The organism is Micromonospora sp. CNZ280 (assembly GCF_011759515.1).
Genome location: NZ_JAAOYP010000001.1, coordinates 2,624,977 through 2,650,732, shown reverse-complemented (window position 1 = coordinate 2,650,732; position 25,756 = coordinate 2,624,977). Strand labels below are relative to the sequence as shown.

The 25,756-nt window shown below is 70.2% G+C and carries 21 protein-coding genes and 4 pseudogenes; 6 read left to right on the top strand and 19 right to left on the bottom strand.

From position 1 onward, the window contains the following. Positions 1–262 precede the first annotated feature (262 nt). Positions 263–706: a DUF305 domain-containing protein gene (locus FHX32_RS12680; protein ID WP_167181252.1), complete on the top strand. Its 444-nt coding sequence runs from the start codon at positions 263–265 to the stop codon at positions 704–706. Between the two features lie 712 nt (positions 707–1,418). On the opposite strand, the gene FHX32_RS12675 is transcribed toward FHX32_RS12680, so the two are convergent. After that, positions 1,419–1,673 carry an SHOCT domain-containing protein gene (locus FHX32_RS12675; protein ID WP_486481030.1) on the bottom strand — a complete coding sequence of 85 codons (255 nt, stop codon included), beginning with the start codon at positions 1,671–1,673 and terminating at the stop codon, positions 1,419–1,421. 401 nt (positions 1,674–2,074) lie between these two features. Between FHX32_RS12675 and FHX32_RS12670 the strand changes: the two genes are divergently transcribed. After that, positions 2,075–2,740 carry a C39 family peptidase gene (locus FHX32_RS12670; protein ID WP_486481029.1) on the top strand — a complete coding sequence of 222 codons (666 nt, stop codon included), beginning with the start codon at positions 2,075–2,077 and terminating at the stop codon, positions 2,738–2,740. A gap of 57 nt (positions 2,741–2,797) precedes the next feature. Here the strand turns inward: FHX32_RS12670 and FHX32_RS12665 are convergent, their stop codons facing one another. Genes FHX32_RS12665 through FHX32_RS12655 form a run of 3 tightly spaced genes read right to left on the bottom strand, consistent with a single transcriptional unit; the run spans position 2,798 to position 5,561 of the window. After that, positions 2,798–3,907, bottom strand: coding sequence for a sensor histidine kinase (locus FHX32_RS12665; protein WP_167181248.1), 1,110 nt, complete (start codon positions 3,905–3,907; stop codon positions 2,798–2,800). Beyond that, positions 3,904–4,596 (bottom strand): response regulator transcription factor, encoded by a 693-nt coding sequence (locus tag FHX32_RS12660; protein ID WP_167181246.1) that lies wholly within the window; start codon positions 4,594–4,596, stop codon positions 3,904–3,906. Before FHX32_RS12660 ends, FHX32_RS12665 begins: the two co-directional genes overlap by 4 nt. Before the next feature lie 26 nt (positions 4,597–4,622). After that, complete coding sequence (locus FHX32_RS12655; RefSeq protein ID WP_208418058.1) at positions 4,623–5,561, bottom strand: F510_1955 family glycosylhydrolase; 939 nt, start codon at positions 5,559–5,561, stop codon at positions 4,623–4,625. A gap of 206 nt (positions 5,562–5,767) precedes the next feature. On the opposite strand from FHX32_RS12655, the gene FHX32_RS12650 reads away from it, so the two are divergent. Further along, positions 5,768–7,294, top strand: a complete 1,527-nt coding sequence (locus tag FHX32_RS12650; RefSeq protein ID WP_167181244.1) for a multicopper oxidase family protein — start codon at positions 5,768–5,770, stop codon at positions 7,292–7,294. Between the two features lie 323 nt (positions 7,295–7,617). On the opposite strand, the gene FHX32_RS12645 is transcribed toward FHX32_RS12650, so the two are convergent. From FHX32_RS12645 to FHX32_RS12620, 6 genes are all read right to left on the bottom strand, one after another. Next, positions 7,618–9,300 carry an FAD-dependent monooxygenase gene (locus FHX32_RS12645; RefSeq protein ID WP_486481028.1) on the bottom strand — a complete coding sequence of 561 codons (1,683 nt, stop codon included), beginning with the start codon at positions 9,298–9,300 and terminating at the stop codon, positions 7,618–7,620. Continuing rightward, positions 9,260–10,894, bottom strand: a complete 1,635-nt coding sequence (locus FHX32_RS12640) for a TlrC/CarA/OleB/SrmB family ABC-F type ribosomal protection protein (protein ID WP_167181242.1) — start codon at positions 10,892–10,894, stop codon at positions 9,260–9,262. Before FHX32_RS12640 ends, FHX32_RS12645 begins: the two co-directional genes overlap by 41 nt. A gap of 161 nt (positions 10,895–11,055) precedes the next feature. Then, entirely contained in the window at positions 11,056–11,805 is a 750-nt protein-coding gene (locus tag FHX32_RS12635; protein ID WP_167181240.1) for an ABC transporter permease, read from the bottom strand. Then, positions 11,802–12,743 carry an ATP-binding cassette domain-containing protein gene (locus FHX32_RS12630; RefSeq protein WP_167181238.1) on the bottom strand — a complete coding sequence of 314 codons (942 nt, stop codon included), beginning with the start codon at positions 12,741–12,743 and terminating at the stop codon, positions 11,802–11,804. The genes FHX32_RS12635 and FHX32_RS12630 overlap by 4 nt, the downstream gene beginning before the upstream one ends. Next, on the bottom strand, positions 12,740–13,174 hold the full coding sequence (locus FHX32_RS12625) for a hypothetical protein (RefSeq protein WP_167181236.1): 435 nt from the start codon (positions 13,172–13,174) through the stop codon (positions 12,740–12,742). The genes FHX32_RS12630 and FHX32_RS12625 overlap by 4 nt, the downstream gene beginning before the upstream one ends. Before the next feature lie 189 nt (positions 13,175–13,363). Beyond that, on the bottom strand, positions 13,364–14,164 hold the full coding sequence (locus FHX32_RS12620) for a GNAT family N-acetyltransferase (protein WP_167181234.1): 801 nt from the start codon (positions 14,162–14,164) through the stop codon (positions 13,364–13,366). Between the two features lie 190 nt (positions 14,165–14,354). On the opposite strand from FHX32_RS12620, the pseudogene FHX32_RS12615 reads away from it, so the two are divergent. Then, positions 14,355–14,528, top strand: a pseudogene (locus FHX32_RS12615) (LysR family transcriptional regulator); the annotation flags it as partial. Between the two features lie 63 nt (positions 14,529–14,591). Here FHX32_RS12615 and FHX32_RS12610 read toward each other — a convergent pair. Further along, positions 14,592–14,774 (bottom strand): annotated as a pseudogene (locus FHX32_RS12610) (transposase); the annotation flags it as partial. A gap of 89 nt (positions 14,775–14,863) precedes the next feature. Next, the gene (locus tag FHX32_RS35050) at positions 14,864–16,744 is read right to left on the bottom strand and encodes a PDR/VanB family oxidoreductase (protein ID WP_486481027.1); all 1,881 of its coding nucleotides are present in this window, start codon (positions 16,742–16,744) and stop codon (positions 14,864–14,866) included. Between the two features lie 212 nt (positions 16,745–16,956). Between FHX32_RS35050 and FHX32_RS12600 the strand changes: the two genes are divergently transcribed. Beyond that, positions 16,957–18,267, top strand: coding sequence for a sensor histidine kinase (locus FHX32_RS12600; RefSeq protein WP_167181232.1), 1,311 nt, complete (start codon positions 16,957–16,959; stop codon positions 18,265–18,267). Further along, positions 18,255–18,956, top strand: a pseudogene (locus tag FHX32_RS12595) (response regulator). The gene FHX32_RS12600 and the pseudogene FHX32_RS12595 overlap by 13 nt, the downstream one beginning before the upstream one ends. A gap of 125 nt (positions 18,957–19,081) precedes the next feature. Here FHX32_RS12595 and FHX32_RS12590 read toward each other — a convergent pair. The 7 genes and pseudogenes from FHX32_RS12590 to FHX32_RS12560 form a co-directional block, all read right to left on the bottom strand. Continuing rightward, positions 19,082–19,445 (bottom strand): annotated as a pseudogene (locus tag FHX32_RS12590) (hypothetical protein). A gap of 43 nt (positions 19,446–19,488) precedes the next feature. Further along, a complete protein-coding gene (locus tag FHX32_RS34485) occupies positions 19,489–19,644 on the bottom strand; it encodes a hypothetical protein (RefSeq protein ID WP_208418057.1) in 156 nt (51 codons plus the stop codon). A gap of 594 nt (positions 19,645–20,238) precedes the next feature. After that, on the bottom strand, positions 20,239–21,057 hold the full coding sequence (istB, locus tag FHX32_RS12580; protein WP_486481026.1) for an IS21-like element helper ATPase IstB: 819 nt from the start codon (positions 21,055–21,057) through the stop codon (positions 20,239–20,241). After that, positions 21,054–22,730: an IS21 family transposase gene (gene istA, locus FHX32_RS12575; protein WP_167181230.1), complete on the bottom strand. Its 1,677-nt coding sequence runs from the start codon at positions 22,728–22,730 to the stop codon at positions 21,054–21,056. Before istA ends, istB begins: the two co-directional genes overlap by 4 nt. Positions 22,731–23,079: 349 nt before the next feature. After that, positions 23,080–23,622, bottom strand: coding sequence for a hypothetical protein (locus FHX32_RS12570; RefSeq protein ID WP_486481025.1), 543 nt, complete (start codon positions 23,620–23,622; stop codon positions 23,080–23,082). Between the two features lie 2 nt (positions 23,623–23,624). Then, positions 23,625–24,161, bottom strand: a complete 537-nt coding sequence (locus FHX32_RS34480; protein ID WP_486481024.1) for a zinc metalloprotease — start codon at positions 24,159–24,161, stop codon at positions 23,625–23,627. Between the two features lie 452 nt (positions 24,162–24,613). Then, positions 24,614–25,642, bottom strand: coding sequence for an IS110 family RNA-guided transposase (locus tag FHX32_RS12560; protein ID WP_167181226.1), 1,029 nt, complete (start codon positions 25,640–25,642; stop codon positions 24,614–24,616). Between the last annotated feature and the right edge of the window lie 114 nt (positions 25,643–25,756).

Genomic DNA, 25,756 nt, shown 5'->3' with positions numbered 1-25,756 from the left:
TCGGTGCGGCCACCACCTGTTGTCGTTGCCCGCCAACCTTGCTCGCCCCGTTGCCGACGGGCTCTCGCCGCGGCCGGCTCTCCTGACCGGGCCTGCGGCTCGATTTCGCGCCCGGCGCCGCCGTGCCAGGGCAGACCGCCGTGGCGGCGCCCCCCACCCTGTTCCTCCCATCGCAGGCACGCGCCGGCGTGCAGAAATGCCATTAATGTGACCGAAACCCTCGAGAATGACCGACCATCGGTGAACCGACGGAGGAGAAAATATGAAGAACTACATCCGGTTCGGCCTGGTCCTGCTGATCAGCCTCGCGGTCATGTTCGTCCTCACGATGTCGCAAATCCGCAGGTGGTCAGACTTCTACCTGAACCTGAGCAACTTCTACATGTCGGTGATCATGGTGTCGGTCATGGGCTTCATCATGATGGGCGTCATGCACCAGATGTTCACCGACAGGCGTCTCAACATCGCGCTGTACGCGGTGCTGGGCGCTCTCTTCGTCGGCGGGTTCGCGGCGGTGCGCACCGAGCCGTTCGTGGGCAACGAGGGCTTCCTCAAGTCGATGATCCCGCACCACTCCCGAGCGGTCCTGGTCTGCCAGGAGTCGAACATCACCGATCCGGAGATCGTCGAGCTCTGCGGCCAGATCGTGAAGTCCCAGGAGGAAGAGATCACCCAGATGAAGAAGATCCTCGACGATCGGTACTGACCAGTCCCTACGCAGGACGCGGCTCACCTACCAGGTTTCGACGTGCAGGGCATGCTGGATGCGGGTGCACGGCGGTGGACACCGTCCGGACGCCGGACCGACGAGACCCGGTGACCGGACTTCACCCGAGGGCCTACCGATGACCAACCGACCCGGTCTGCTGGTCTTCAGCAAGCGAGCACAGCGACCGCATCCAATCGGATGAATACAGGGTGGGGGTCATCAGCTCTCGACCACGGGGAGGAGCAGGGTGTGGGAGGTTTCCAGAGTGTTCCTCGGTGGCCTAGCAGGTCTGTGGCGGAGCAGTGGAAGTACCAGGTCCCGTGTCTGCGTTCGGCGAGCCGGGGACAGGAGTTCTCCAGCCGTTGTCGGCTGGTGTCCCGGCATCCGCACCGCTTGAGGATGACGCCAAGTTTCTCATGATCGTCCCCTGTTCCGAGCTGTTGCCTTGAGGGTTGATCGATGTTGCGTTGGTTGTCACCAATCCGGACGGCCGTTGTGCGGCTGCCGCGTCCTCCGGCGGGAGTACTGGCCGCAGGGTAGAAAGACCATGTCGAGGGCAGTCAGGAGGGGTAGGCGTGTTTGCGGGTGCAGCGATATGGCCCTGGTCGCGTCGCTGACCGTGGCGGGGCTCTACCGTGGCGTTCCCCGGCCGCCTCATGTGATGGTCGTTCCAGGGCGGGTCGTCCTCGCGCCCAGCCGGGTGGTACGTCTACTCCAGCGTCTGCCGGCGCTGGCGGTACTCCTCGTCGCTGATGTCGCCGCGTGCGTAGCGTTCGTCGAGGATCCGGCGGGCCGAGGCCCGTCCACCGGTTCGCCCTCCGGGGCCACTGGAGAACGTCCGTACGGCGAGCATGATGAGTGCCACCAGGCCGGCCAGGATCAGGATCGACCAAACGATCATCCAGCCCGCCATCGCGCCGTCCCACATCATCGGACGCCTCCATGACCTCGCGATGCCCGTCACACTCGCGACGTTACGAGAATTCCGGCAGCTGCCGCCCGGAATGACCCGAAAAGGCGCAGAGCGAAGGAAAGACGGACCTGGGCAGGGATGCCTCGCTGGCGCGTTCCGCGGACGATGTCCGCTGGTGCGAACAGCTTGGTTCCCGGAATGTCCCGCTGATCGGGGAGGTTGAGACGGGGACTCGACCGGGCCCGGTGCTCGCCGAGGAAGAGGCTGCCGGCGGAATGCGGGTTCTCCCGACGTCGTTACATCTCCGGTGCCCCGGGTGAGGGCGACTCCCCGGGTCTTGTCTCCGGTTGACATCGCATCAGTGGTGCGCCCTCGTGTAGGTCGCGTGCCGCTCACCCCCGGATGAGAGGCGAATACCCATGACTACGTTCACTCGTTGGCTTCCTGAGAATGTGACCACCGGGATTGTGCGCAAGAGTGCTCTCGGTGTCGCCGGTCTGGCGTTCGCCGGTGCTCTCGCCGCCGGCCCGGCCGTCGCCGCCGAAGCGGCGGCGCCGCAGGCGAGCGCGCCGGTGAGCGCTGCCCAGGCCGACAAGGCCAAGGACGGCGCGGACAAGCGCGTGGGCGACTACGCGTTCGAGGCGCAGCCGAACTTCTACTACTGCGGGCCGGCATCGACGCGGATCGCGCTGAGCGCGCAGGGCGAGGTCCCGAGCCAGGACGAGCTGGCCGAGAAGCTGGGCACCACCGAGGCCGGTACGTCGTCGGTCTTCGAGATCACCCGTGTGCTGAACGAGGAGCTCGGGTCCGAGGTCTACCAGGCCGGTGAGCTGTCGACCGATTCGGTCACGCCGGAACAGGTGCAGCGGATGAAGGCCGACCTGAAGGCCGCCGTCGACGACGAGCGGGTCGCGGTGGTCAACGTCATCGGTGCCGGCACCGACCTCGACGGTGTCGAGCGGTCGTTCCCGGGCCACTACCTGACCGTGGTCGCCTACGAGGGTGACGGTGAGAAGGTGAAGATCGCCGACCCGTGGCAGCCGGTGGGTGACGGTACCTACTGGATGGACGTCGAGGAGCTGGCGAACTGGGCCGCCTCACGCGGTTACTCCGCCTGACCCGACCGGGCACCGAAGCGGCCCCTGGCGAACTGCGCCAGGGGCCGCTTCGTCCGGTCAGACCTGCGCCTGTCCCGCCGGTGGCAGGACCAACGTGACCATCGCGCCACCGCCCGGGACGTTCTCCGCCCGTACCCGTCCCCCGTGGGCGCTGACCACGGCTCGCACGATGGCGAGCCCGATCCCGGATCCGCCGTTGCCCCGGTCCCGGGCGGTGTCGACCCGGTAGAAGCGTTCGAAGACGTGCGGGAGGTGCTGCACCGGGATGCCGGGACCGGTGTCGGCCACCGCCAGCTCCACACTTCTGGCACCGCCGGTCACGTGTACCGTGACCGTCCCGCCCTCGGGTGTGTGCCGTAGCGCGTTGTCCAGCAGGTTGCCGAGCACCTGCCCCATCCGCTGTGGGTCGACGTCGACCTGCGGGGACGGGCGAAGGTCGCTGCGCAGGGTCACGCCCTTGCCGGCGTAGCGGGGCCGCGCTGCCGCCACGGCGTCCCGGACCAGGTCCGCCGGGGCCGTCCGTACCGGGTGCAGGTCGAGCTGATGCGTCTCGGCGCGGGACACCGCGGCGATGTCGTCGGCGAGTCGGCGCAGCCGCTCGGTCTGGGCACGCAGCACCGACTGGAGGTCTTCGTCGTCGACGGCGACGCCGTCCTCAGCCGCCTCCAGGTAGGCCTCGATGGTGGCGAGCGGCGTGCGCAGTTCGTGGCCGAGGTCGGCGAGCAGCCGTCGCCGGGTCGCTTCAACGGTCTCCAGACGTTCCGCCATGGTGTTGAAGGAGTCCGCGAGGATCTTGAGCTCGTCGCCGAGGCCAGGGTCGGCCATGCGGACGTCGTAGTGCCCGTCGGCGAGGCTGGCCGACGCGTACGCGAAGTGAGTGACCGGGCGGGCGATCCGCCGCGTCGCGTACGCACTGGCCGCCAGCGCCGCGACCAGCGCGGCGAGCAGGCCGACACCGAGCGCGAGCAGATTCGCCGAGGCGTACGCCTCCTCGACGTGCCGGGTCGCCTCGGCACTGACCTCGCCGCCGACCTGGCTCAGGTGGTCGTGGAAGATCCGTGGGCCCACCGCGCCGGCGACCAGCCCCAGGGTCAACCCGCCCACGGCGAGCACGAGCACCTGCGCGGCGAAGAGCCGCATCGCGAGGTTGACCCGCCTGAGGTTCACGACTGCGGTCCCATCCGGTAGCCGATGCCCCGGACGGTGAGGATGAACCGGGGGCGGGCGGGGTCGTCGCCGAGTTTGCGCCGCAGATGGCCGATGTGCACGTCGACCAGGTGCTCGTCGCCCACCCACCCTTCACCCCACACCGCGGTGATCAGCTCAGCGCGGCTCAGCGCGACATTCGGTCGGGCGGACAGCACCGCCAGCAGATCGAATTCGGTGCGCGTGAGCGGCACGGGCACCTCGTCGAGGCGGGCCTCGCGGGCCGGCACGTCCACCTCCAGCGGACCGAACCGGCGCGGTGCCGGCTCCGGCCCGACGCGCGGCTGGCGTGGCCGACGCCGCATCGCCGCGACGCGGGCGACGAGTTCTCGAGGGCTGAACGGCTTGGTGAGGTAGTCGTCGGCCCCGACACCGAGCCCGGTCAGCTTGTCGGTTTCCTCGGTGCGGGCGGTCAGCATGATGACGTAGCAGTCGCTGAACGCCCGCAACCGCCGGCACACCTCCACACCGTCGAGGCCGGGCAACATCAGGTCCAGGACAACGACGTCGGGCTCGTCCTCCCGCGCGGCGTCCAGCGCCGCCGGGCCGTCAAAGACGCAACGCACCTGGTAGCCGTCGCGTTCGAGGTAGCTCGCCACGACCTTGGCGAGGCTCCGTTCGTCGTCGACGACCAGCACCCGTCCACTCATGTCCTGGTCCCTCGCGGCCGTACTCCTCACTCCGGCGCGTACCGGTCGGTCCAGGTGGCACCGCCGTCGGTGCTGGCGACGACCCGGTCACCGCTGAGGGCGGCGAAGAGGGTGCCGTCCTGCACGGCGAAGCTGTGGGGCTCACCCGGCACGGCGCCGCGCCGCTGCCACTGCCCCCCGCCGTCGGTCGACGACCAGACCGCTCCGTCCCGGGCGGCCGCCCACACGCCGGTGCGGTCCCAGGTCAGTAGGCCGACAGCGGGGGCGTCGGGCACCGATTGCCAACTGCGGCCGCCGTCGGTGGAGCGCTGCAGGCCGTCGCGTCCGACGGCGAGGACGGTCCCGCCGTCAATCGGGCTGACCGCGAACGCGCCGATCGCCGGCCGGGAACGTTGCTCCCAGCTCCGCTGGTCGGCGCTGACCATGAACGCGCCGTCGGTCGAGTTGTGGCCGTAGACCGAGCCGTGGGCGACCTGGAGCCCGTGGAAGTCCGCCGCACCCGAGAGCGACTTCTCCCGCCAGGTCACGCCACCGTCGGTCGACTCGATCAGGCCCACGTTGGCCGGGCCGTGCGCGGAGTGGCCGGAGGCCAGGAAATGCCCGGGTCCGACCACGGTGAAGCCCATCAGGTCCAGATCGTCCTTCGACACGCGTACGGCGGTCCGCGGATCGTCAATGCGGAACAGCCCGACGTGCGTGGCGACGTACAGGGCGCTGCTGCCCGGGTCGAACGCGATCCCGTGGACGTGCCCGAACCCCTGGTGCCCGGCACCACCTGTGGTGTGGTCGTCCGAAGAACCCTGACCGCGTAGCGCGAACACCACCACGGCGGTGAGGACGGCCAGCCCGGCCAGCGCCGCGATGACGATCTTCCGCGTCGGTGCGGCCGGCGCACTGCGACCCTGCGTCTTCCGCCCGGATCCGGGCCGGCTGCGCGGTCGCATCGACTGCGACGTCCTGCTCATCGGCTACGTCCACTTCCTCGTCGTTGACCCACCCGCCCGGAGTGCCCCCGGTGCGGCTTCAGGGTGACCTCTCGTCCCCCTCAACCATGGCGCGAAGCCGGCGGAACGACCCCATCGGGGGCCATGAAGATTCTCTGAAGATGCGGCCCGATCCCTACTCGCCGGGCCGGCGGTTGATCACGCTGGAGACGACCGAAGGAGTCTCCATGGCACTGCTGCTCACCCGCCGCCACCTGCTCGCCGGGGCCGCCGGCGCTGTCGGTCTCGCCGGCACCGTCGGCGTCGTCGCCGTCGCCGCCGAACGCAACGCACCGAAACTGGTCGACCCGCACGCCGAGGCCATCCGCCGCGCCGAACTGGCCCGGCGACGCCCCGGCGCCGCCACCGTCCGCGCCACCCTCAACCCCCGACCGGTGACCCTGGATCTCAGCGGCGTGACGGTCGACACCTGGGGCTACGCCGACGCCGCCCTCGGCCCGCTGATCAGGGCGAAGGCCGGCGACCGGCTCCGCGTCGACGTGGTCAACGACCTACCCACGGACACCAGCGTGCACTGGCACGGCATCGCGCTGCGCAACGACATGGACGGCGTCCCCGGCGTCACCCAGGACCCGATCGGCGCGGGCGGGCGTTTCGCCTACGAGTTCACCCTGCCCGACCCGGGAACCTATTTCTACCACCCGCACTCCGGCGTGCAACTCGACCGGGCGCTCCACGGCGTACTGATCGTGGACGACCCGAACGACGCAGGCCGCTACGACCAGGAGTGGATCGTCGTCCTCGACGACTGGGTCGACGGCACCGGGCGCACGCCGGACGACGTCCTGGCCGCCCTCGGCGCGGATATGAGCGGCATGCACGGTGGGCACGGCATGCACGGCATGAACCACGGCGCCGGGATGCCGATGGGCGGCGGCGGAATGGAGACCATGATGTCGCCGCTGCTCGGCGGCGCGGGCGACGTCGACTACCCGCACTACCTGATCAACGGTCGGGCGCCGGCCGCCCCCGTCACGCTCACCGCCCGGCCCCGCCAGCGGGTACGCATCCGGCTGGTCAACGCCGCCTCCGATACCGCGTTCCGGGTGGCGCTGGGCGGGCACCGGCTCACCGTCACGCACAGCGACGGATTCCCGGTCGTCCCGGACGTCACCGACGCACTGGTCGTCGGGATGGGGGAACGGGTCGACGTCGAGGTCATCGTCGCCGACGGAGTGTTCCCCCTGGTCGCGGTCGCCGAGGGCAAGACGGGGCAGGCGCTCGCGGTGGTCCGGACCGGAGGCGGCAGGCCACCGTCGACCGAGGTACACGCGGCCGAACTCGACCGGCGCGTCATCCTCACCAACCATCTGCGGGCCGCCGACAGCGTAAGGCTGCCCCAGCGCGCCCCGGACCGGACCCACGACCTGGTCCTCGGCGGCAGCATGATGCCCTACCGCTGGACCATCAACGGCAAGACCTTCAGCGACGCCGAGCCGCTCCTGGTGCGGGAGGGCGAACGGGTACGGCTGCGGATGGTCAACCAGACGATGATGTTCCACCCGATGCACGTGCACGGGCACACCTTCGCCCTCCGCGACGGCGGCCCCCGCAAGGACACCGTCATCGTGACCCCGCGCCAGACCGTCACCGTCGACCTCGACGCGGACAACCCCGGGCAGTGGATGACCCACTGCCACAACATCTACCACGCCGAGACCGGCATGATGATCAACCTCGCCTACCAGCTGTGAGCTACCCGGACACGTAACTGGTCCGGCCACCGTCGTCGGCCCGACTTCCCGGGGCCGTCTCGCTAGACATGACGGCGAACGCCATCGGATCCCGCGTCAACATCAACGCGAGCAGCGGCAGCGCGGCATGCGACACCCCGTCACCGAGTGACGACACCGTCTGCGCAGCCCACAGCTGCCCGAACCCGGCCGGCAACCTCCGCACGTCTGAGGTCACCTGGCACCTCCCTCGACGCGCTCGCGCGGTGCCGGGTGGAACAGAGCGACCGGGGCCTGTAACCGCGCCCCCAGCTGTCCCCGCACCTTCCGCGTCCGTACCACCTTCACGACGCCGGCCCGTTCGAGCAGCCGTTCTCGACAGCTGGCACTCCCCTTGGCTTTGGCGGTGTGCCGAACCAGCGGGAGAGCGCGTCTCGCAACGTGGCCCCGGCGGTGACGGTGGGTTCGTCGAGCGTCGCGGCCCAGGCGACGTGCCCGTCGGGGCGGATCAGGAGGACGTCTGCTGGTCGGGTGTCGGTCTTCGCGGTGCGGATGTCGACGCGAGCGACCCAGTCTCCGGCAAGCTGGCGCAACTCGGGGCGGTCGGCAAGGTCGAGGAGGACGGGCCGTGCGGTGTGCATGAGCTCCGCGACGCTGGTGATGCCCCGGTCGGTGTGCAGGGTGAGGTCGGGTGCGAAGGTGCCGGCCAAGGCGTGGTGGCCAGCGCCCGGCATCGGGTAGCGGACGTCGGCATGAGCGACGAGTGCTCCCATCCGGCGCAGCGCCGGCTCGTCGACGACCAGTTCCTGGAAAACCTGCCGGAGCGCTTCGGCGGCCGGGTCGTGTCCGCGCCTCATGGCCGCCTGGGCTCGGGTCTGCAGCTGTGCACGTGCGCCGGCGAGGTGGCGCTCGTCGTGGTACGTGTCCAGCAGGCCGGCCGGCGCCCAGCCGTGGATGTCGGCGCCCAGCTTCCAGGCGAGGTTGACCGCGTCGAGCATGCCGACGGTGAGTGCCGTACCGGTGGCGGGGAACAGATGGGCTGCGTCGCCGGCCAGCATGATCCGCCCGTGGCGGTATCGTTCGGCCTGCCGATCCTTGAACGTGTAGCGCGACAGCCGGATCGGTTCCCCCAGCGGGAGGTCCGCGCCGAGCACACGGCGAGCGCTCTCTGCGAGTTCGGTCAGGGTCAGCGGTTCGTCGTCGTCGTACTCGGTGGTTTCGTCCTCGGTGATCTGCACGAACAGGACGCCGGCGGTGATCGCGAACGCGAACACACCGCGGTCCGTCCGCGTGAACCCCGCGCGGATCCGGCCCAGTCCGGGAACGTCGATGTCGCCGTTGTCGAGCACCGTCACCGAGTCGGGCACGGTGACCTGGCCCAGCCTGTTGACCTCCGGGTAGGTCACGCCGGGGAACGCGATCCCCGCGAGGTCGCGGATCCGGCTGCGCCCACCGTCGCAACCGACCAGGTATCGAGCGGTCACTCGCGCGGGCCCGTCCGGCCCACGCACGTCCGCGGTCACCGTGGCATCGTCCTGGGTCACCCCGACCACGTCGTGTCCGCGACGGACGTCAGCGCCGAGTTCCCGCGCGCGTTCCTCGAGCAGTCGCTCGACCTCCCGCTGCGGAATTGGCATCGCCCGCATCGGCGGATCCGCCAGGTGCGTGAAGTCCAGGTGCATGGTGCCGAACGGAAATCGAGGGGCCACCTGGGGATTGCTGCTGGCCTCCTCGAATCGCTCCAGAATTCCCCGGTGGCGCAGCAGGTCCAGGATCCGCCCGCCGAGGCCGCTGGCCTTCGGGATGTCTCGCGGCTGCGGGTGGCGCTCCAGCACCACCGTTCGGGCTCCGGCCAGGCGCAATTCCCCGGCCAACATCAGGCCCGCCGGACCGGCGCCCACGATGATTACGTCAGTCTCCATTACTCGCCATTCCCCTCTGAGGTTCTCTTCGCCCCTGGCACCGCCGTCGCGGCAGGTGCCGGCGTCAGCCGGTCCGCTCGCTGAGTTGTTCCACGTGGCCGGCACGTAGCTGTAGGTGCGTGGCGGCGAACCAAGCCCGCATCCGGCGGTCGTGGGTGACGACGACCACTGCGCCCTGGTAGTCGACCAGCGCCTGCTCCAACTCCTCGACCAGAGCAGGGCTGAGGTGATTGGTCGGCTCGTCCAGGAGCAGCAGGTCGACCGGCTTGCTGACCAGGCGCGCCACTTCGAGCTTGCGGAGTTGTCCGTACGACAGCTCCCTTACCCGCAACCGCAGGTCAGCCGGCCGAAACAGGCCCAGCGACAGCAGTTCGTCCGGGTCACCAGCCGGCCCGCCGGCGAACGCTTCCAACACGGTCAGGTCCGGCGGCCACGGCGTCATCTGCTGCCGCAGGTGACCGATCCGGCCCTGGGTGCGTACCCTTCCATCGTCCGGGCGCAGTTCTCCTGCCAGGACCCGGATGAGGGTGGACTTGCCCGCCCCGTTAGGCCCAGTGACCAGAAGCCGGTCCGTGCCGCCGATCCGCAGTGACGGCACGTACAGCCGGTCGGTGACGCGAACCTCGGTGAGCTCGGCAACCGTCTCCGGGGCGTCCTTGTCGACGCCGGTGATGCTGGCCGAGAACACCAGCGGGTCGGGCGGCGGCGCGACCGGGTTTGCCGTGAGACGCTCGATGCGCTCCTTGGCGTTGCGGATGCGTCCCATCGCACCGTGATCACGGCCGCGGGCACGGAAGGCGCCGTGCCCGAACTTGGCCATCGGCGCCTTACGCGGGATCGCTTCCAGACGGAACGCGTTGGCGGCAGCGAGCTTACGGTTGCGGACCAGCTGATGGCGCCAGTCTTCGTACTCCTGTAGCCGACGGCGGCGTTCGGCGGCCGTGGCGGTCAGGTACCCGTCGTAGCCATCGCCGTGGCGTGTCACCGTGCCCTGACCGACGTCCAGGATCGTGTCGGTGACCCGGCTGAGGAACTCCCGGTCATGGGTGACCGCGAGCAGTGTGCCGCGGTGCTGCCGCAGGCGCGCCTCCAGCCAGCCCACGGCCTGATCATCGAGGTCGTTGGTCGGCTCGTCGAGCAGGAGCAGTTCCGGCTGGGAGGCCAGCGTGGCGGCCAGCGCCAGCCGGGACCGCTCCCCACCGGACAGGGTGCCGAGCGCCCGCGTACGGTCCAGATTCGGCAGGCCGAGCCGGTGCAACGCCTTCTCGACCCGGGTGTCCGCCCCGTACCCGCCCCGTGCTTCGTAACGGGAGACCAGCCCGGCGTAGTGCTCCAGGCCGGCGACGAGTTCAGCCCTCGACAGACCGTTCAGTCCGGCTTCGGTGTGCATGATCAGCGACTCGAGCTCGCGGAGGTCGGCCAGAGAGAGGTCGATCGCGTCCTGGACCGAGGCATGTGGCGGCAGCGCCAGCGATTGGGCCAGGTAGCCGACACCGCCGGGGGCAATCACCGTCAGTTCCCCGTTGTCGGGTCGGTCCACCCCGGCGATCAGGCGTAACAGGGTCGACTTCCCGGCGCCATTGTCGCCGATGATGCCGACCTTCTCGCCCGGTTTGACGCTGAAGGACACGCCGGCCAGCACGGTGCGCTCGTCGTAGCGGCGGATGATGTGGTGCAGCGAAATTTGCGACGTGAGCAAGACGGCCCCTGATCTGACAGCTTGACAAGAACATGCCGGTGACGGCCGTTCGGCCGCGACGGCCAGGTGCCGAGCGCAAGGGCTCTCGACCCGTTGCGGCGCCGCCTCGTCGGATTACGTTCACCGAGACGGCGCCGCAAACGCCCCCACACCGGCCCGGGTCACGCTCGCTTCGTGAAGGCGGAACGCGCCCACAGGTAGCCGACGAGGGCGATCGCCACGCACCAGGCGACGGCGACGGCCGCGTCGGTGGTGTCGGGCGCGCTGTCGAGCAGGCCGCGCACGGTCTCGATGATCGGCGTGAACGGCTGGTACTCGGCGAACTGACGAAGACCCGGTCCCATCTTCTCCGCCGGTACGATCGCGCTGCTGAAGAACGGCAGCATGACCAGCGGCACGGCGGCCATGCCCGCTGTCTCCGGCGACTTCGCCGACAGTCCCAGCGCGACCGTGAACCAGCCCGCCGCGAACGCGAGCAGAACGACGACGCCACCCACGGCGAGCCAGTCGGTCAGGCTCGCCTCCGGGCTGAACCCCAGCAGGAAGGCCACTCCGACGAGCGCCGCGATGGCGATCACGTTGGTCAGCACGCTGGTGATGACGTGGCCGGCCAGCACCGCGCCGCGGGAGACGTCCATGGCCTTGAACCGGTTGATGATGCCCTTGGTCATGTCGGAGTTCACCGCCGTCGCGGTGGCTCCCAGCCCGTAGCAGACGGCCAGCAGGATCAGGCCCGGCGTCGCGTAGTCGATGTAGTCCACGCCGACGTTGAAGGCGTCGCCGAACATGTACACGAACATCAGCATGATGATGATCGGCATCAGGACGGCGTTGAACACCGAGGTCGGGTTCCGGGTGAGGTGTTTGAGGTTGCGGCGCAGCATGACCAGCGAATGGGACTGGGCGCTCATTTCGTGTCGACCTCCGTGGCGTGGCCGGTCAGGGCGAGGAAAACGTCGTCGAGGTCCGGGGTGCGCACGGAGCACTCCTCGGCACTGAGGGAGTGCTCGTCGAGCCGGTCCAGCAGGGCCCGCAGTGACTTCGTGCCGCCGTCGGCGGGCACCCGCAGGGCCAGCGCGTCGTCGTCTCGGGTGGCCTCGGGGAAGATCCCCGCGGCGGCGTCGAGTTCGGCGGCGGTGGAGAACCGCAGCCGTACGTGTGTTCCGGGGATGAGGCGCTTGAGCTCTTCCGGCGTGCCCTGGGCGACCAGGCGGCCCTGGTCGAGCACCGCGAGGCGGTCGGCGAGTTGGTCGGCCTCCTCCAGGTACTGCGTGGTGAGGAAGATGGTCGCGCCGTCGTCGACCAGGTCACGCACGATCGACCACATGGTGCGGCGGCTGCGCGGGTCCAGGCCCGTCGTCGGCTCGTCGAGGAAGATGATCCGCGGATTGCCGACCAGCGTCATCGCCAGGTCGAGCTTGCGGCGCATGCCCCCGGAGTAGGTGGAGGTCGGCTTGTCCGCCGAGGCGGTCAGCTCGAACCGGTCCAGCAGGTCCGCGACGATCCGCTCGCCGTCGCCGGCGACCCCGCGGTTGAGGTCCACCATCAGCTGGAGGTTCTCGCGTCCGGTCAGCAGCTCGTCGACGGCCGCGAACTGGCCGGTGACGCCGATGGCCGCGCGGACCGCCTTGGCGTCGGTGGCAAGGTCGTGGCCGGCGACCCGGACCGCGCCGCCGTCGGCCTGCACCAGCGTGGTCAGCACGTTCACCGTCGTCGTCTTGCCCGCGCCGTTGGGGCCGAGCAGACAGAACACCGTGCCGGCGTGGACGTCGAAGTCGACGCCGTCGAGGACGGTCTTGTCCTTGTACGCCTTGCGCAGGCCGGAGACCGAGATCGCCGGGGTCGTCACGTGGTCACCTCCGGGGTGGCCTCGGCGGCGTCGAGCGCCGCGATGATCTTGTTGGTCATGTCGGCGACGGTGAGATCGGGTGCGCCCTGCCGGGTACGGACGGCCGCGTCGAGGGCGACGACGACGGTGCGGCGGAAGTTGTCGGCCTCGGCCGGAGCCTGCTCGGCGAGCAGGCGCATCGCCTCGGTCAGGGCGGGCAGAACGCGGTCGGCGATCTCGGCCACCGACCTGCCGCCCAGGTCAATACCCGTGGACTTCTCCGCGAGCACGTGCCCGACCAGGCCGGTTGCCGAGGCCAGGGCGATGGACCCTCCGTTGGCGATCTTGTGGGGTGAGCCGCCGGCGGCTCCGGCGGCCGACAGCAGCGTGACCGCACCGTACGCGGCCGTGCGAAGCGTGAGTTGGTCCTGGGTGGAAAGGTTGACGGACACGGTGGTGAGCTCCTTGACGTTGACGTGGGCAGGTGGCGACCGCCGGGTGGCGGCCCGGGATCACCGGGCGGGTCTCGGCTCCCGCCCGGGGCGACGCACGTCCGGGGGCGGACAGGATCTTTCATGACAAACCTCTCTTCAGCGGGACGCGTCGGCCCGGTGCTGATGGACCGGAGTCAGGGCCGCCGGTTACGGCAGGGTGAGTGCGTAGCGGAGACGCCGCCCGAGAGGGCGGAAGCCCAGGTGTCGATGCAGGGCGACCAGGTCGGAGTCCTCGTCGGCGGTGCGAGTCTCGATCTCCTCGACGTGTGGGTGGATCTCGCGCAGTCGCGTGAGCAGAGCGGCGTTGACCCACAGCCCCAGCCGCCGTCCGCGATGACCGACGAGCACGGCAGGGCCGTACTGGCGGGCGCGACGCTGCGACGGTGCACCCGTCATCGCCAAGACATAGGCGACCACGCCGCCGTCCGCCTCGGCGGTGCTCACCACCGCATTACCCGGTCGGCTCGGATACCGGAGTATTTGCTCGACGCTGTTCGCGCCAGTCGGGTCCCCGGTCCAGTGACGCAGTCGGTATCCGGGGTGCTCGACGTCGACCAACTCACCCAGCCAGGCATGGTGAATATCGCGGTAGGCGAGCAGGCCATGGATCCTGGATCCGGTGCGCCGAAATCCGTGCCGCTCGCAGAACGACTGCGCGGCGGAATCCGGGGCGGTCTCCACGATCAGCCGCCGTCCCACGGCGTGTGCACCGACGGCGGCCAGCAGCCGCGATCCGATCCCTCGTCGACGCCACTGCGGCTGCACATACAGGTTCAGATCAAGGGTGCCCGGCTGCAGGGCGGTCTGCGGTGGCAGTTCGTACTCGAACGGCATGACCGGACATAGATCGGCGACCCCGGCCACCGAACCGGGCGACGTCACAGCGTGCCAGCGTGGGGTCCCGAGATGATCCGGCGCCGCCACGATGTCGATCACGCTTTCGCTCATGCGTCCACCATCGCCCGGCCGCCCCGGCCGAACAACGCAGAAGATCGCATCGCCGCATTAGCCAGCGGTGATCGATCGACGACGGACCCCGCGACGGCCGGTGGTCCGAGCCACGCTCGTGCCGCCCGTTCTCGTCACGGCCGTAGACTGCCCAGTTCCAGGCCGCAATGATCGAAGGTAGGGCTGTCTGGTGGAACTGCGCGACATCGAGATCTTCCTGACGCTGACCGAAGAGCTTCACTTCGGTCGCACGGCCGAGCGTTTGCACGTGTCCCAATCGCGGGTCAGTCAGTCGATCAAACAGCAGGAACGCCGGATCGGCGGGGGCCTGTTCGAGCGTACGAGCCGCGCCGTTCGACTCACCCCGCTCGGCGAACGGTTACGCGACCGCCTCCGCGCCGGCTACAGCGAGATCATCTCCGGCATCGTACGCCCACTGACACCCGGTCCGGTTCTGGTAGAAGATCGCGTTCACGATCTCCCGCAACTCGTAGCGGCCCTGATGTCCCGACACCGAGGGGTGCCGGTCCTTCCACGCCTGCAGGAACGGCCCCACCACCGCCCACTGCCCATCGGTCAAGTCACTCAGATACGCCGTGCGTCTACTCACGACTGTCCTAACACGACGAAGCCCTGCCGGCAACGGGTCCGCAAAGATCAGCCAACCGCAAAGCGCAGAAGAGGTTCCAAACCACCCTCTCAGAGGTCCAGCACCAGGCGCGGCGTCCGGGAACGGGAGACGCACGGGTAAATGAGGTCACGGCCGCCGCGCTGCCGCGCCGCCGGAATGTCGTCGCGATGGTCGGGCAACCCGTCGAGGACGACGGTTCCGCAACTGCCGCACAGGCCGTTCTCGCACGAGGCAGACACCTCGGGAACGACGTCCCGAAGCGTGTCGAGCAGGCTGCGGCCCGCCGGAACCTGAAGCAGGCGCCCGCTGCGGGCCAGTTCGACCTCGAACGGCCGGTTGTCGGTGGCGGCGTGGACCGTCCGGGCGAATCGCTCGACGTGCCGCCGCTCGGGCGCCGCCAGCCGCTCGATCACGGCGGTCATCTCGTCCGGTCCGCAGCAGTAGACCACGGCGTCGGGCGGTGCGGCGCGCAGCAGCCGAGGCAGGTCGGGCCGACCCTCGACGTCCGTGGCGACGACGTCCACCCGGTCGGCGTCGAGCGCGCCGACGTCGTCGAGGAAGGCCATCTGCGTCCTCGCCCGTGCCACGTAGACCAGGCGCCACGGGCGGCCCTCCGCCGCCACCTGCCGCACCATCGGCAGGATCGGGGTGATCCCGATGCCGCCGGCGACGAAGAGGTAGGCGGGCGCGGGCAGCAGCGGGAAGGTGTTGCGGGGACCGCGCACGGACACTCGCTGGCCGGGGCGGAGCCGGTGCACCTCGGCGGAGCCGCCCCGGCCGGCGACCGCCGACCGCACCGCGATCCGGTAGCTGCTCCGGTCGGCCGGGTCGCCGCACAGCGAGTACTGGCGCACGAGCCCGGAGGGCAGGACCAGGTCGACGTGCGCCCCCGGCGACCAGGCCGGCAGCGCGCCGCCGGGCTCTGCGCCCAGCGTCACCGCCACTACGTCGCGGGTGAGCCGTCGGACGTCGCGGACCACAGCGACCCTGCCCGCTGCCGCATCGACCCGGACCCGACCCGGGGAGCGGTCACCGGCGTCGCGGCGGCGGCCGTACCGGGTCGGGCCGCCCGGCTTGTACACCGACAACAGCGTCGCGACCAGACCGGTGATCGGCCCCAACGGCGTCAGCAGCGCCAGCGGCAGCCCGACAACGGACCGGATCTCGGCCACCGGCCGGCCCGCCTGGGTCAGCTCGTGGGCGCGCAGCGCCAGGTCCTGAAGGACCGCACTGCCCACCAGCATGATCCCGAGCATCAGGACGAGCTTGGTCGCCACCCACCGGCGCCGCCACAACCCCCACGGCGTACCGGCTGCCAGCGCGACCCCGCTCAGCAGCGCGAGCTGGTGGGCCGGCCCGAGGAACGTCTCGTCGACCAGCAGCATCATGGAGTAGGCCGAACGCAGGGTGTCGAGGTCGTCCGCACCGGCCGCGGCGATGGCCATCGTCGCCATCACGGTGATGACCCCCATCCAGCCGACGGCACTGGTGATGTGGGTGGCCAGCAGCGCCTTGCGTACCCGGGGCGAGACGAGCCGGTTCCGGTCGCGGGTCAGCCGCAGGTGGGCGTTGGCCGTCGGCAGGAACATCAGGACCACGGCGGCCACCAGCGCGGCCATGCCCATCCAGTCGAGCGACACCGCCAGCGGCGGCCGGTCGGCCGGGCCGGCGAGCAGGCCAGGCAGCTGGAACACCACGGTGTTGGCGGCCAACGCGGTCAGGGTGACCCGGCCCCACTGCCGGCCCTGGCGGGTCATGGCGGCGAGGAACAGCAACATCGCTGCCAACTCGACCGGCCAGAAGATCCGGTACGCCGGTGCCCCGCCGAGCAGGTCGACGACCAGACTCGCCAGCATCAGGCCGGCGGAGAGGGCGGTGGCCGCGTGGGCGGCGACGATCTCGCGGGGCGCCGGTGGCCCCGGCGGCAGGGGTCGGTCCGACCTGTTCATCACATGATCTCCGTGCGTGGGCGGGGACGGGACGGCGCGGGAGAACTCCGCAGGGCCAAGCGTCGTCAGCCGGAGTCGTCCCGGCTGCCGGGCCACCATGCCGGTTGCTGGTGGTGGTAGCACCCCCGTGGAGAGACCGGCTGGCTTCCTGTCGCCCGGGCCCGACCCGCTCCTACGCTGGCCCGGTCGACCACCGCGAACAGGAGTGGAAGATGACCGACCGGGTGACCGGGTGGCGACCGCGGTTACGCCGGGAAGCGGCCTCGCTGGTCTCCGCCGACACCTGGCGACACACGCTGCACCTGGTCGCGGCGGTCCCGTGGGCGGCGGCGACGGCGGTGCTCACCGTCGTCGGGCTCGCGCTCTCCGCTGCGCTGCTGCCCGTCGTGCTGTCCGGCGTGCCGGTCTTCCTCGTGTACGCGGCGGCGCTGCGCTGCTGCGCCAGCCTGGAAACACGCTGGTACCGGCTGGTGCTCGGCGAACGGGTGACCGTCTTCCTCCGGCCGCCACCGGGGGCGGGTTGGGCGCGACAGGCCCGGAACCTGGTGCTCGACTCGGCCCTGTGGCGGGTGCTCGCCCACCATCTGCTCCGCCTGCCGCTGGCCCTCACCACAGGGCTGCTGACGGTGATCGCCTGGGGCGGCGGCTGCTGGTTGCTCATCGCCGCGGCCCACCCGCCGGCCTGGCCGTTCGCCGACACTGCGCTGCCCGACGGCGGTCCCGGTCACGCCCTGCTGCACGGATCCCTGCGCCCGGTGACCGCCGTGCTCCTGGTCTCCGGCGGGCTGGCGCTGCTGCTCGCCGCACCAACCGTGGTCCGGACCCTCACCCTCGTGCACGTCGCGCTCGCCAGGGCCCTGCTCGGCCGCGCTTCGGCCCGGCAGCTTCGGGCCCGGATACGCGAGGTCGAACGGCGCCGCGCCGACGCCCTCCGGGCCGCCGAGGCCGAGCGGCGACGGATCGAACGCGACCTGCACGACGGCGCCCAGCAGCGGCTCATTCACCTGGTGCTGACCCTCGGCATGGCCCGCCACCGGTTCGCAGACGACCCGGACGGCACGCTGCCGCTGCTCGCCGCCGCCCAACAACAGGCCAGGCAGGCGATCGCCGAGCTGCGCGACCTCACCCGGGGGCTGCACCCGCCGGTGCTCGCCGACCGCGGGCTGGACGCCGCGCTGTCCGCGCTGGCGGCCCGGTCACCGGTCCCGGTCACCATCGACGTACGCCTCGACCGCCGCCCGCCACGGCTCATCGAGTCGATCGCCTACTTCATGGCGTCCGAGGCGCTGTCCAACGTGGCCAAGCACGCCCGCGCCAGCCACGCCCGGGTGGAGGTGTCCGCCCGGCCTGACGCGCTGCTGGTCCGGGTCACCGACGACGGGGTCGGCGGCGCCACCATGGCGCGCGGCTCCGGACTGGCCGGTCTCGCCGACCGGGCGCACGGCGTCGACGGGGACCTCACCGTGCAGAGCCCGCCCGGCGGGCCGACCGTGCTCGACATGGAGCTGCCGTGCGCGTGGTGATCGCCGAGGACGCCGTTCTGCTGCGGCAGGGCCTTACCCTGCTCCTGACCAGCAACGGCCACGAGGTCGTCGAGGCGGTCGCCGACGCGGAGCAGTTGCTGCGGGCCGTCGACACGCACCGCCCCGACGTCGCGTTGCTCGACGTGCGGATGCCGCCGACGCACACCGACGAGGGGCTCCGCGCCGCGCTCGTGATCCGGCGCCAGCACCCCGGCACCGCGGTGCTGGTGCTGTCCCAGTACGTCGAGGAGCACTACGCCGGCGACCTGCTCGGCGGCGATCCGAACGGGGTCGGCTATCTGCTGAAGGACCGGGTGGGTGAGGTGGGCGAGTTCCTCGCCGCGTTGACCCGGGTCGCCGCTGGCGGGACCGTCTTCGACCCCGAGGTGGTCCGCTAGATCCTCGCCCGTCGCCGCCGCGACGACCCGCTGGGCAGGCTCGCCCCGCGCGAGCTGGAGGTGCTCCGGCTGATGGCCGAGGGCAGGTCCAACGCCGGCATCGGGGAGGAACTGGTGATCACGGAGCGGTCGGTCGAGAAGCACATCAACAGCATCTTCCACAAGCTGCAGCTGCCGGTGACGACCGGCGACAACCGGCGGGTGATCGCCGTGCTGCGCTATCTCGACAGCGGCCGACGGGACGCCGCCCACCCGGTCCGCCGCTCTCGCGCCGGTGGCCGCCGGGCCTGAGCCGCCACCCCGACCCGATCCGCCGCCGTGCCATCCGTCATCCACCGGGCCGGCGGACGGCGCGCCGGCCCCAGCGGCGGCCCGACCCGATCCGCTATCCGCCGGACGGCGGCGGCCCGAACGCCTCACCCGCCCGCCCGGAACTTCGGGGTGACCACCGACAGCCCCAGGGCGGCGGGCAACGGCGCGACGCCCGGACCGCCGGCGCGCACCCAGGCGGCGATGTCGTCGACCACCGAGCCGTGCAGGACCAGGCCGAACCAGACCGGCCGGGCGCCGGCGTGCCGCGCGGCCGGCGCGGGGTGCACGACGACCAGGTTGGACTGCGCAGAGGTCGAGGCAGGCGCTGACCCGTACCCGACGAGGCGCTAGCAGCGCGGCGCGCAGCCGCCGCAGTTGCGCGTCGTGGTCGACGGAGGGGTGCATGCGGGCACTGCCGCAGCAGCAGTCCCGACAAACGGTGACCAGGCAGCCAGGTGCGGCGGTCATGGACGGCTCCTCGGTCCCCGGTCACGCGGGCGGCACGTGCCGGTCACGACGCGGGCGGGTGGAAGGTGATGGCGGGCCGACCGGTGGTCGGATGCGTCGCGACGTCGGCGCGGACGCCGTACACGTCGGCGAGCGGCGCCGGAGTGAGCACCTCGGTGGGCGGCCCACCAATCACCTCGACATCGGCCACCAGTTGCACCTGCTACACCTGGTTCGCAGGTCCGGGGTCACCACTCTGGCGGCGCTACACGACCGCAACCTCGCCGCCATGTTCTGCGACACGGTGGTCGTCTGGCTGCCGGGCGGGTTGTCGCCGCAGGCCCGCCCCTAGGTCGAGGCACCCACCGCTCTGCTCGCCGCACGCGGACACCAGCCGCTCGTGCTCCAAGGCGCGATAAGCACCCGCGAACGGCGACCTCAGAAGGAGGATGGGAGAAGACCGCAGGGATGTCTGATTCCGGCAGGTTGAACCGGCACCACTCGGACAGGTTCTTCGGGCACCACCTGCCGTCGTGCTCGATCGGCGGCCGTTGATGGTTAGCTTCTTTGGGCGCCAGTCGGCGGGCCTTCTTGATCGGCACCTTGCTTGGGCGCCAACGCGTGACGCGGCCCGATGCTTTGCATGTGGGTCGCTGCGCTGTGTTCGTGCCGAGGCTGGTTAGTATCGGGGCAGACCGGGTTCTTTCAGGCTGCGCTCCCGATGCGGGGTCTGGGGGACCCGGCTCTGTGTGTGAGGGTGAGACGCGGCGGCGCCGGGACGGTTCGTCCCGGCGCCGCTGTTCGTCAGGGGCTGTCAGCTGCGGTTGCGTTCGAGGGTGCTCTGCAGCCGGTAGGAGTCGTTGCCGGTCTCGACGAGATAGCCGTTGAAGGTGAGGCGGTCGACGATGGCGGAGCAGAGACGTTCCTCGGTGAAGGTCTTGTCCCATTCGGAGAACGGAGCGTTGGAGGCGACGGCGATGGCTTTGCGTTCCTCGCGCTCGGTGAAGATCTGGAACAGCAGCTTCGCGCCGGTGCGGTCGAGGTTGAGATATCCGAACTCGTCGAGGCAGAGCAGGTCGTAGCGGGAGTAGCGGTAGAGTGCCTTCGACAGGCGCTTCTCGTTGTGCGCCTCGGCCAGCTCGTTGACCAGGTTCGCGGTGGTGGTGTAGCGGACCTTGAGGCCGTGCTCGGCGATGGCGGTGCCGATGCCGATGAGCAGGTGGCTCTTGCCGGTGCCGGAGTTGCCTACCAGGACAAGGGGTGCGCCGGCTCTGACCCAGGCGGGGTTGGCGAGGTTGTTGACGTAGACGGCGTCAACCTGTGGGTTCTTGTCGTAGTCGAAGTCCTCCAGGCGCTTGGGTCGGTGGAACGCGGCGTCGCGGACGAGGCGTTGTCTGCGCCGTTCGTCGCGGTCGGCAATCTCGGCGCGCAGCAGGTCGAGCAGGAAGCCCTTGTAGTTGGCGCGGTCGCGCAGCGCCTGTTCGGCGATGTCGACGTAGCGATCGCGGATGCTGGGCAGGCGCAGCTCGGTGCACGCGGTGTCGATGGCGGCGTCGATCGGGTCGATGCCGGGGGCGGACTGGCGAGGCCTCGGGGTGCGGGACCCCTTGGCGGTGGAAGCGGTCGCGCTCACGCGGTTGTGCCTTTCGTTCGGTGGGACAGCAGCTGGTCGTAGACGCTCATCGGCGGCGGCTTGTGCTCGGTCCCCGAGGGCAACCGCCGCGCGTGTAGAGAGATCACCCGCGCCCCGCTGGAAGCTGGTTCGTCGGCCGGCTCGGCCAGGTCGAGTCCGTCCTCGGCGACGTCGTCGACGGGTGCCGCAGCGTCCAACGGGTCCGCGACGATGCCCGCGTCGGCGGCCTTGCGGGCCTCGATCGCGACCAGCTCCGGGCTGCAGGATCCCGCGTTGACGGTGGCGGTGATCCCGGTGACCAGCGCCGCGTGCGGCAGCTGCCGGTGCAGCAGCAGCACCTCGATCAGCGCCCGGGTTCCTTCGGCCTCGCCGTGCGCGGCGCGGGCGGCGGCCCAGAAAGCGTCGTGCACTGGGGTGAACGACCCCTCGGCGCGGGCCTGCGCCAACGCGGTCGACCCAGCCAGCGCGCCGGGTTTGACCAGCAGGATCTCCAGGTAGTGGTCCAGGTCGTCGCGGTAGTCGTAGCGACGTGACAGCCGGGGGTGGCGGGCGACGACCTGCCGGCCGTCGAACACGAGGACTTCGTTGGCGCGCAGGCTGACCCGGACCTTGCGGTCGATGAACCGGGCGGGCACCGAGTAGTAGCACTGCCGCACCACGATGCGGGCGTTGCGGCGCACCAGCGGCGTGAGCGTCGTGCCGAGCTCGAAGTCATCGGCCGGCAAGGGGTGCAGCAGCGGCGCCTCGGCGGCGAAGTTGAACCCGATGCTGGCCGGCGTGCCGTGCACGTGCCGGGCGTCCTCGGCCGCGTCGATCACCGCGAGGCGCTCGTTGAGCTCGGCCAGGGAGTCGACCTGCGGGGGCGGGACCAGGTGGTTGCGGCGGAACCGGCCGCCCTCGTGCTCCACCCCGCCCTTCTCGTGGGCCCCGTCCTTGCCGGGCAGGCAGTAGAACGCGTGGAAGCCGTAGTGCGATCGGAACGCCACCCACCGCTGCGACTCGACCCGGCCGCGGCCGAACAGCACTTGGCGCACCGCGGGTTTGAGGTTGTCGTAGCGGATGTGTCGGGTCGGGACCCCGCCGAGGATCCGGAATGCCTCGACGTGGCCTTCCATGAACGCCTCCTGGCCTTGGGAGGCGAACACCCGGTGTACCGCCTTGCCGGAGTACGACATCCGCAGTGTGAACAGGTAGCACTTCATCTGCGTGCCACCGACGACGGCGAACGCCTCGGCGAAGTCGACCTCCGCCTCCTCACCCGGCGGGTGAACCTGCGGCACCATCCCATCCAGGTGCCCACGGCCCTCACGCGCCTCAGCGAGGATCTCCGGCCGACGTCGAGCGACGTAGTTGCGCACCGTCGAGTACGACGCGTCGGTGAAACCGTGCTCAACGGCCAGACGCTGGCAGATCCGCTCGATCGTGTGCCGCTGCTTACGCGGCCCGACCACGTCCGAGCGCAGCATCTCGTCCACCGCCGCGAGCACCGGCGCCAGAGCGAGGGGCCGACCGCGAGCCGGAGGCTTGCGCGGCGGCGGAAGCGCCGAGGACAACGCCGTCCGCACGGTGCGGCGCGACACGTGGTGCCGGCGCGCCAACTCCCGCTGCGACACCGACGGATCTGCCCTGCGATCAGCGCGAATGCGCTCGAACAATTCCACACGCGTGAACAACTCGGCCTCCCGATATGACCGGGATCAACGTAAGCCGGCCGATATCAACAAGTCGAGCAAGAGCGGCATAGCGAGCGCCCCGCGTGTCGAGTCCGAGGTTGATGCCGAGTCGCCGACTGAAGTACCGGCACGAGGCGGAACCGTTGACCCGAGGGATGTCAGCAACATGCCGACGATCGCTACGGAGGCCACCACGCCGGTGCCCGGGGCGGGGTGCAGCGGGGGTGCAGCACCTCATCAGCAACTCGTCGAGGAGGCCGGTTCGAGGTCCTGGTCAGGACGGGGATCTGGCCTGCCGCCCGGGAACCAGGGCGACAGGCCAGAAGGTGTTCGGCGGAAGGATGGCGGGTCAGGAGCGCTTCGGAAGTTCCTCGGGCCACCGCTGGCGGGCGACGATGTCCTGCCACTCGGCCACCGGGTCCGACTCTCCAGCACGGGCCGCTTCCCGGTCAACGACCGGGAAGTCCGCCCCGCCCACCAGCTGGTGCGTCCCACGCCCCTGCTCCGTCTTCGCCGCCAGCACGTAGGTCGTGCCGGGTCGCAGCAGGGGCTCGCCCGCCACCTGCCAGGTGTCCTTACCGAGGGTTCCACCCAGCTGGACCACCCGCAGCGTCTTGACGGGCTCGCCCTTGAGGGTCTTGTCCACGGTCACGTCGAAGACGGTGTAGGGCGTGTCGTCGCGTTCCTGCACCTCGGCGACGCGATTCACCGTCGCGACGACGACGTAGTCGGCGAAACCGGCCACCTTCGTCTCGTCCTTGACATCGAACGCGTAGGACGAGTGCACCGAGTGCGTTTCGCCAGGGCGCAGTGAGTCGTAGGCCAACCACCCGCCAGCGGCCACCGCGACGGCGGTGGCGCCCGCGACCAGCGGTCGAACAAGGCGGTTCATACTCAGTGCCCCCAGACGTTGTGATACGCGTTGATGTCCCACGACTGCAGGTTGTTGCTCATGTTCGGGTTGTAACAGGGCGGGCATGGGTCCATCACCGCGATCTCCGGCCCGTGACCGAGCTTGAGGGAATGCCCGAACTCGTGAGTCATGACAGCGTGCTTCTGCGACTCGTTGAAGCCGTCCATGTGGTGCGTGTTCAGTTTGAGGTCGTCCGCACCCGCGCTGCAGTCGAACCAGCCCGCCCGACTGTCGCTCGAAGAGGTGTAGTCGGACACGTCAAGGTCCGCGTAGGTCGAAGCCGTATCAGCTTTGACGTTGATCGGGTTCAGCGAGTTCCACTGATTTACCGCGTGCGACAACGAGTTGTTGTACTTGGTGAAGTCGTCGTAGACCAACTCTCCGCCATCGACCGACGTGCAGTGATCCAACGGCACCACATCGGCCGACGCCGCTGATGCGAAACCCCCCGTGGCAACCAGCGTCGAAGCCACCACAAGGGCGGCCAACCGCGCCGACCGAAGCCTGTTCCCTGACATCCATCCTCCACTCGATCTGTCATTCCTGAAGGAGTGGGGCCGTGTCAACCCTTCTTGGCCGGACTGCTGCCTCCGGTTTGTGCTGATTCCCGGCTTGGTACAGGCAAACGCCGGTGAGGGGTCGGGGTCAAGATTCGACCGGAGGTCGGCCGCGTCAGCGGCTTGGTCTTGACGCCGATCCCGTGCGGCGCACAATCGGTGCGCCGGGAGACACACGCTCAGCTGGTGAAGTTGTGGGGGGTGTGGCCGTGTTCTTCACCGTCCGTAATGTGGACGAGTTGGCAAGCCGGGAGGGTCCCGGTGCCGGTCATTCCTTCGCCACGCAGGTCTGCCCTGGTGGCATGAAGTGAAACGGCCGCGGCCAGGCGGGGTCAATCAAAATCGCTCGACCACGCCGGTGGGGGTCAGACAGACCACGACCTCGCGCCTGGCCGCGCCGGGACTGGGGGTGTTCATGCCGCTCGGTGGTTGGTCAGGCAGCGGATGTGTCCGTCGCGGAGGCCGTAGAAGACGAGGGTGAGTAGTTCGCGGGCGGCGGCGACCTTGGCGATGTTGGTGCCCCGCCGGGCGGCGAGCCGGGCTTTGGTGGCGGCGAGGGGCCCGTGGTGGACGCGTTGGACGGCCTCGACCGCGGCCCAGCGGACGAGGTTGTTGCCCTGCTTGGTGATGCGCCCACGGTGGACTTTCGTGTCCGACTCGCGGTGCCGGGGTGTCATGCCGGCCCAGGAGCACAGCTGCTGCGGACGGGTGAAGCGGGTGACATCGCCGATCTCGGCGACGAACACCGCGCCCAGCACGGGACCCACGCCGGGCAGTGCCTGGATCGCCCGGAACCCCGCGTGGTGGGTCAACTCGGCGCTGATCCGCTTGCCGACCAGGTCGATCTCGAAGCCGTAGGCGTCGATCAGGCGGAGCAGTGACAGCACGCGGGCCTGGAACGGTGGATCGAGTCGCAGCTCGTCGAGCTGCCGCCGGCCGGCCGCGCCGAACATGTCCGAGGGCGCCAGGGTGACGCCCTGCCGGGCGAGCACGGCGTGGACCTGTGCCTTGAGCCCGGAACGCAACGCGACGAGCTTGGCCCGGTGCCGTACAGGCTCCCGCAGTGCCCGCACCTGCGGCGGCGCGATCCACGCCTCCGGCAGGCGGCCCATACGCAGCAGGTCAGCCAGGTCGGCGGCGTCACGCTCGTCGTTCTTCACCCGCCGATACGCAAAACCCTTCACCCCCAACGGGTGAGCCAGGTGCACCGTGGCGCCGGCGTCGGCGAGGACGTCCGCGGCCCAGTACCAGCCATAGGTGGCCTCCAGCACCACCTCCGGAGCCTCGCCCCACAAGCCAACCTGGGCGGCGAACTCCACCGGGTCGCTGGCGATACGCACCACCGGCCCGATCCGCTCACCGTCCGGCCTCATCCGCACGATCACACTGCGCCGCCGGTGCAGATCTATCCCCACATACTGCCGGCCGTCATACTCGTCCACAGGGGCCTCCTTCGTCGTGGTACGTCGTGACAACCCCAGGGAAACCCCTGACCAGGGTGACTGTCACGAGGAGCGGAGGCCCCGCTCCTTCATCGCATCAAGCCCCGGGTTTGA

Coding starts and splice junctions, on each gene's coding strand:
- FHX32_RS35050 (WP_486481027.1), bottom strand. CDS start 16,744: ATGAACAGGTCGGACCGACCCCTGCCGCCGGGGCCACCGGCGCCCCGC.
- FHX32_RS12680 (WP_167181252.1), top strand. CDS start 263: ATGAAGAACTACATCCGGTTCGGCCTGGTCCTGCTGATCAGCCTCGCG.
- FHX32_RS34480 (WP_486481024.1), bottom strand. CDS start 24,161: ATGTCAGGGAACAGGCTTCGGTCGGCGCGGTTGGCCGCCCTTGTGGTG.
- FHX32_RS12635 (WP_167181240.1), bottom strand. CDS start 11,805: ATGAGCGCCCAGTCCCATTCGCTGGTCATGCTGCGCCGCAACCTCAAA.
- FHX32_RS12620 (WP_167181234.1), bottom strand. CDS start 14,164: ATGAGCGAAAGCGTGATCGACATCGTGGCGGCGCCGGATCATCTCGGG.
- FHX32_RS12655 (WP_208418058.1), bottom strand. CDS start 5,561: ATGAGCAGGACGTCGCAGTCGATGCGACCGCGCAGCCGGCCCGGATCC.
- FHX32_RS12570 (WP_486481025.1), bottom strand. CDS start 23,622: ATGAACCGCCTTGTTCGACCGCTGGTCGCGGGCGCCACCGCCGTCGCG.
- FHX32_RS12650 (WP_167181244.1), top strand. CDS start 5,768: ATGGCACTGCTGCTCACCCGCCGCCACCTGCTCGCCGGGGCCGCCGGC.
- FHX32_RS12600 (WP_167181232.1), top strand. CDS start 16,957: ATGACCGACCGGGTGACCGGGTGGCGACCGCGGTTACGCCGGGAAGCG.
- FHX32_RS12660 (WP_167181246.1), bottom strand. CDS start 4,596: ATGAGTGGACGGGTGCTGGTCGTCGACGACGAACGGAGCCTCGCCAAG.